Raw genomic sequence first — 3,863 nt, 5'->3', positions numbered from 1 at the left:
GGAGTGGATTCGATTGCAGAAGACGTGTCCGTCTATGGCCTCCAGCAGGACACCACCGACCAACACGACGACAGACCGAACTGGTCGCTCACCGATGGGTCGTACGACGTGGCTCCTATCGCCCAGAGTGGGAGTGAATAACTGTGGCCGTCGTCCTCGAATCACTGGCCACGCTGTCGGTCCTCGTGTTCGTCGTGACGAGCATGCTCTCTATGGGATTGAGCCTGACCGTCTCACAGATTCTCGACCCCTTACGAAACGCGAGTTTGGTTGCCAAAGCATTGGCAGCCAACTTCGTGGTGATTCCGATTGTCGCCTACGTTCTCGTCTTCGTGTTCCCGCTCTCAGAGGGACAATCAATCGGAATTATCCTCCTCGCGACTGCTGCTGGAGCGCCGTTCCTCCCGAAACTCGTCGAAGTAGCGAAGGGGAACATCGCATTCGGTGTCGGATTGATGGTGCTTTTGATGGTCGTGACGGTCGTCTACGTGCCACTCGTCCTCCCGCTATTACTGCCAGGTGTCCAGGTGAACCCACTCGACATCGCCAGTTCACTCGTCGTCTTGATGCTGATTCCACTGGCAATTGGTCTCGTCGTGAAGGATCGATACGAGAGCATCGCTACCTCGGTAGAACCCGTGATGTCCCAGACGTCCACGACGGCGTTAGTCTTCTTGACGGTGCTGATGTTGGTGCTGAACTTCGATAACCTCGTCAGTGTCGTCGGGACGGGCGTGATACTCGCCTTGTTTGTGTTCGTCGCCGTCTCGTTCGCGGTCGGATACGTACTTGGTGGGCCCGTCGCGGACAACAAGTCAGTAATGGGTCTGGGGACTGGGCAACGAAACATCTCTGCTGCACTCGTCGTGGCTGCGCAGAACTTTCAGGACCCGGACGTAGTAACCATCTTACTCGTCGGTGCCTTGGTGATGCTCGTCGTCCTCATGGCCGCAGGGGGCGAACTTGGAAGGCGCAGTGAGGTCCCCAGCGAAACTAGTAGCCTCACAGGAGAACGCGGAGACCAGCAGGTGACACCAGAATGAGAGTGGGCAGGAGTGATGACTGATGCGAGCTGACGTGGCTCGAACTGGCGGGTAGTACCCATCCACTGGAGGTCGGTTAGATGATGCCATCCATTAGTCTCGGTGGTTTCGACGGTTACGAACCGCTGTTGACGAATCTGAAGGACGTCGCAGTCGTCGTCTTCCTCGCGGGTACGATGGTGGCGATGGGGAGTCGATTGAGCCCTGGTGACGTCACCAAAATCACTCGCGAGTACAACCTCGTTGCTCGCTGGTTTCTGGCGAACATGCTCGCAGTTCCGGTCTTTGCGATGCTTCTCGGGGTCGTGTTCTCGCTCTCTCGACCGGTACTCCTCAGTCTCTTGCTCGTCTCTGTCGCACCCGGTGCACCGTTTATTCCGACACTTGCTGCCCTTTCTGGTGAGGATTCACACGAAGCGACTCGGTTGACTGCTTCGTTGACTGTGGTCGCGGCACTATCGGTCCCATTGCTCACGGCTGGAGCATTGCTCTTCTTACGGGTCGAAGGAACCTTCGTTCCGTGGCGCTTCCTCGTCCCGTTAGTTCTCGTTCTCGTCGCCCCGTTGCTCATTGGCGGTGCCCTTCGAGCGGTCGCACCCACGGTTGCGGGGCGTCTCGTCCGTCCTCTCGAACTCGTCGCACAGGTTACGTTGTTGAGTGTACTCGTCCTCATCGTCGTGCTCTCTCCCGGAGAGACTATTCGGGTGTTCGCTCGTCTCGTCGGGACGGGGACACTACTCGTGTTCGTCGTGTTCATCTTTGGGACAATCGCAATCGGCTGGCTCGTTGGGGGTCCAACGTCGAACAGTCGACGAATTCTCGCACTCGGAACTGCCGGTCGAAACGTCGGAATCGCACTCTTCATCGCTGCGAGCGCGTTCGAAGGTGAGAACGCAGACTCAGAAATCCTCGCGTTCACCATTCTCATGTTGGCCGTCTCTGTCCTCGTCGCGTGGTACTGGAGACGAAAGTCGGACTCTGAGGCGACTTCCCCTCCGAGTGATACGGAGGGGATTTCGGGCGAAGTATGACTGTGACCCGCTCCGACTGACGTGGCTCACTGTACCGCACCTCACCTCGCTGAGCGGCCGGCATCCCCAGCGACGTCGTCGTCCCCAGACATCTCGTGGTCGTCACGTCCGACTTCGACGCCCACTCGATGTAACTCTCGTCGCCAGTAAGGTGTGAATCCGTCTGGTGTTGGGTCTTCTAACGTCCACTCGTCGGACATGACACGGTCGAGTTCCACTTTCACGTCGTTGAGGAGACGTTCTCCCACGTCACCACTAATCTCACCACGTTGTATCGCCTCACTGATAGCCTCGTATTCTGCGATGAGAATTCGGTGTTGCCCGAGTCGTTCTTCGTGTTCTCGGATGTCGGGATACGTATCGAGGAGGCGCTCGATTGCGGCGTCGAGTTCGCCACGCTCACGTCTGTACACGGTTGTGATGTCTTCGAAGACACTCGTCGGTATCTCGTCGTCCTCGAGGAGTTGTTCTGCCGTCTCGAGAGCGGCGTCGACTCCGTGCAGTCGGCCGACGAGTACCTCGTAGAGCCGCTGAGGCGGTCGCGATTTGCTGATGCCGACTCTGTCGATGAGTCGACCCATCGTGGGACCGTTCACGAGGAGTGTGAAAGCTGCGACGCCGAAGACGAGGGCTGAGAGTTGCTCTGCTAGTGGTCCAGTGAATCGTTCGGACACGCCGAGCACGAGTGCAATCGAGACCGACGCGTGGATGCCGCTCCACGCCAGAACGTGCTGGTAGCCACGGGAGATGCGAGTGGCCATCCACCGATTGAGGAGGCCGACCAGCGGGTAGATGACGACGGCCCGTGCGAGGAAGACGACGACGATGGCTGCGGCGATTTGTGGAGCATATTCGACGAGAAGGTCGAAGGGTGTGATGATTCCGAGGGCGACGAAGATGATGGTGTTCGCGATGAAGGCCGCATACCCCCAAATAGCTTCCACGGTAAAGTTCGTCTCGGGAGAAATATCCGTCTTGCCGACGCGAGACGCGAGGAAGACACCGGCGGTGAGTGTTCCGATGACTCCGCTACTCCCGAGCATGTCGAGGAAGATGTAGACGCCGTATGCGACGAGGACTGAGATAACCACGGCGGTCAGTTCGTCGTCCACTCGTGCGATGAGTTCGTACGCAACGTATCCAACTGCACCGCCGACGAGTGCGCCACCGACCAGCGCGACCACGATGCCGATTCCGACGTCAGCGAAGAACGCGCTAACCGTGACGAAGTCAGCAACTTCAACACCTCGTGTCTCGGCCTCGACGAGGACTGCGAGCACCGACGAGTAGACGACGATAGAGACGCCGTCGTTCAGGAGGCTCTCACCTTCGACGAGGATGTTGAGTCGTTCAGGAACCCCCAGGTCTTCGAAGACGGCGAGAACTGAGACGGGGTCGGTCGGCATGATAATCGCCCCAAAGAGAACAGCGACGACGAGCGAGAACCCGAACACGACTGGTCCCACGATGGTGATGATGGTAATCGAGACGAGGAGGCCAACGACTGCGAGTGCCAAAATCGGGACGATGTTCTCGCGGAGCGCCTCCACGTCGATACGGATTGCATCGTTGAAAACCAAGGCCGGAAGCAGAGCAAGCAAGATGAAATCGGAGGTAAGTTCGACTTCGACTGGGGAACCGATAATCGAGATGAGCAATCCCGCGATGAGGAGTCCAGTCGTGTACTGCACTCGGACGGACCGTGCAGTGACGAAACCGACAGCACCGGCGATGGCGAAGAGATAGAGAAGAACTATTAGCTGCTCTTCTACCGCAGACATACGTGACG

Annotated in this window: 3 protein-coding genes; 2 read left to right on the top strand and 1 reads right to left on the bottom strand. The window is 58.1% G+C overall.

Translation table 11 applies throughout. From position 1 onward, the window contains the following. Positions 1 to 143: 143 nt before the first annotated feature. Together AUR66_RS17480 and AUR66_RS17475 are read left to right on the top strand one after the other, a co-directional pair. Positions 144 to 1,043, top strand: a complete 900-nt coding sequence (locus tag AUR66_RS17480) for a bile acid:sodium symporter family protein (protein ID WP_058573445.1) — start codon at positions 144 to 146, stop codon at positions 1,041 to 1,043. 80 nt (positions 1,044 to 1,123) lie between these two features. Then, the gene (locus tag AUR66_RS17475; protein ID WP_058573444.1) at positions 1,124 to 2,074 is read left to right on the top strand and encodes a hypothetical protein; all 951 of its coding nucleotides are present in this window, start codon (positions 1,124 to 1,126) and stop codon (positions 2,072 to 2,074) included. A gap of 41 nt (positions 2,075 to 2,115) precedes the next feature. On the opposite strand, the gene AUR66_RS17470 is transcribed toward AUR66_RS17475, so the two are convergent. Continuing rightward, positions 2,116 to 3,863 (bottom strand): cation:proton antiporter (locus AUR66_RS17470; RefSeq protein ID WP_231727954.1); only part of this gene is annotated, 1,748 nt, incomplete at its 5' end.

Origin of the sequence: Haloferax profundi (genome assembly GCF_001469865.1) — an archaeon.
In the GTDB taxonomy this organism is placed as follows: Archaea; Halobacteriota; Halobacteria; order Halobacteriales; family Haloferacaceae; genus Haloferax; species Haloferax profundi.
Note: the sequence above shows the minus strand (reverse complement) of the source record. Positions and strands in the feature narration are given on the sequence as shown.

Coding starts and splice junctions, on each gene's coding strand:
- AUR66_RS17475 (WP_058573444.1), top strand. CDS start 1,124: ATGATGCCATCCATTAGTCTCGGTGGTTTCGACGGTTACGAACCGCTG.